At 78.0% G+C, this 2,584-nt stretch carries 1 protein-coding gene; it reads left to right on the top strand.

The window, feature by feature from the left end; genetic code table 11:
• Positions 1-16: 16 nt before the first annotated feature.
• Positions 17-2,584: hypothetical protein (locus tag AB0O00_RS35245; RefSeq protein ID WP_363658787.1), on the top strand; the 2,568-nt coding region annotated here is incomplete at its 3' end.

Genomic DNA, 2,584 nt, shown 5'->3' with positions numbered 1-2,584 from the left:
CGGGAAGCTCTTTCGCGTGCCGGTCGCGGCGGGCGGCACGGCGGCGCCGGTCGACACCGGCGCGGGCCCGGCGCACCGGCCCGCCTGGGAGCCGAAGGCCGGGGCCGGGCACGACCGGATCGCCTTCGTCACCGTCCAGGGCGGGTACCAGGTGCTGGCGCTGGTCCCGGCGCAGGGCGGGGCGGTGCGGCCGGTCGCGCGGGGCTCCCGGTACGAGTCGGACAGCACCGACGTCACGTGGTCCCCGGACGGCGCCGCGCTGGCCTTCCTGTCCGACGGTGTCTTCCGCGTCGATCCGGCGAGCGGCTGCCCGACCTGCCCCGGCACGACGGTGGTGGACGGCCGCTCCTACACAGTGGAATCGGCCGGCTGGTACACCCCGGTGGGTGGCTCCCCGACCGTCCTGGTCACGAACGTGGCCGAGTGGCGGCAGCGGATCGAGAGCGTCCACCCGGCACCGCCGCTGGACCGGCTGGACCTTCGGCCCCAGGCGGTGGACGGCACGGAGAGCACCGCCGACCCCGCCTACGCGCCGGACGGGCGGCGGCTCGCCTTCACCCGGACGGAGCGCCGGGCCGGCCGGCCGCCCACCGCCGCCGCCGGCCGGCCGGCGACCCGGGTCCTGGTCGGCGACGCGGCGGACCCCTCCCGCGCCACCGAGCTGGCCGGCCAGGGCATCGACCCGGCCATGGACCAGATCCGGCCCGCGTGGTCGCCCGACGGCAAGCGGCTCGCCTTCGTCCAGACCACCCGGAGCTGCACCGACTGCGTCCAGGCCGCGGCCGACCGGATCCTGGTGGCCGACGTCTCCGGCGGCGCCGACAAGGCGAAGGTGGTCCTCACCGTGCCCGCGCGCACCCGCAGCGGCTACAACTGCACGTCCAGCGAGTCCGATCCCGCCTGGTCGCCGGACGGCAGCCGGATCGCCTTCTCGCGCGCGAGCACCTGCACGCCGATCATCCACCTGACCGCTCTGCGCGAGGCCCCGGCGATCGCCGCCATCAGCGGCGTGCGGCACGTCTGGTCGGTCGAGGCCGGCGCCGGCGGCGACCAGCGGGACCACACGGCCGCCCAGTGCGGCGACCCCGACTGCCCCGTCCTCGACGACCGTCCCGCGTACGCGCCGGACGGCAGCGGGCTCGCCTTCGGCCGGGAGCTGCTCGCCGCCACGCCGGACCCGTCCTCCCCGCCGCCCTCGTGCACGTCCGGCTTCTGCCCGCCGCCGAGCGGCCCGCCCCGCGCGCGCGACCCGCTGCGCGTGCTGCTGGAGCTCGGGCCCGACGGCGCGAGCTGCCACGGCGTCATCCCGCCCGCCCCCACCTGCCCGAAGCTCGGCCCGGTCAACGGCAAGCCGCGTCCGCAGGTGGCCTTCTACCAGCCCGCCAACCCCGCGTGGTCGCCCGACGGCAAGCAGCTCGCCTTCGACGTCGGGGTCTACAACGGCGAAGGGCAGTACGGGCGGATCGCGGTGGCCGACGCGGCGACCGGGGTCGGGCAGGTCTTCCCCGCGCGCTACCTCGCCGATCACCGGCGCCCCTCGTGGCAGCCCACCGCCGACCTCGCCGTCGCCCTGACCGCCGCGCAGCCGCAGGTCACCCGCGGCGGCACGACCGAGCTGACCCTCACCGTCACCAACCTCGGCCCCGCCCCGGCCAAGGGCGTCACCGCCGAACCCGCCCTGCCCGCAGGGCTCCAGGCGGCCGGCACGCCCGTCCCCTCGCAGGGGGCCTGCCCGGGCGCAGCGCCGTACCACTGCACGCTCGGCGGGCTCGCCAAGGGGGCGAGCGCCACCGTCCGGCTCACCGTCAAGGGCGTGGCGACCGGCGCCCAGCGGGCCACGGCCCAGGTGGGCGGCGACGTGCTCGACCCGAGGGCGGAGAACGACCGCGCGGAGGCCGTGGTCACCGTCCTCGCCCCCGGCCTCACCGTCACGGCGACGGCCACGCCCGGGTCCGTCCACCCCGGCGAACCGGTCACGGTCTCCTTCACCGTGCGCAACCAGGGCGACGGGACGGCCTCCGGCGTGACGCTGACGCCCGTGGTGCCGCCCGGGCTGCGCGTGGTGTCCGCGACGCCGGCGTGCCCGTCCACCGGGTGCGTGCTCGGCGACCTCGGGCCGGGCGCGCAGGCGGTGGTGCAGGTCGTGGTGACGGGTGACGCGGCGTTCAGCGGGCCGGTCACGGGGACGGTGAACAGCTCGAACGGGGAGCCGGTGACGGCGCAGGCGGGCGTCGCGGTCACCGATCCCGGGACGGCCTCGCCCACGGCCACGCCCACGTCGCCGACGGCCACTTCGCCCGCGCCGAGCGCCACACCAACCGTCACGCCGACCGCCACGCCGAGTGCCACCACCCCGCCCGACACGCGCACGCCCGAGCTCGCCGTCACGGCCACCGCCGCGCCCGCGCTGATCCGCGTCGGGCAGCGGGCGACCGTCACCCTGACGGTCCGCAACGGCGGCGCCGTCCCGGCGGGCGGCGTCGTGCTGCAGCCCGCCGTGCCGTCCGGACTCCACGTCGAGCAGGGCTGTCCGCCGGCCCGACGAGGGCCCGGCCGGCCCGCTGGACGGCCTCGGCACATTCAC

Source organism: Kitasatospora sp. NPDC093558 (assembly GCF_040683475.1).
Taxonomy (GTDB): domain Bacteria; phylum Actinomycetota; class Actinomycetes; order Streptomycetales; family Streptomycetaceae; genus Kitasatospora.
Note: the sequence above shows the minus strand (reverse complement) of the source record. Positions and strands in the feature narration are given on the sequence as shown.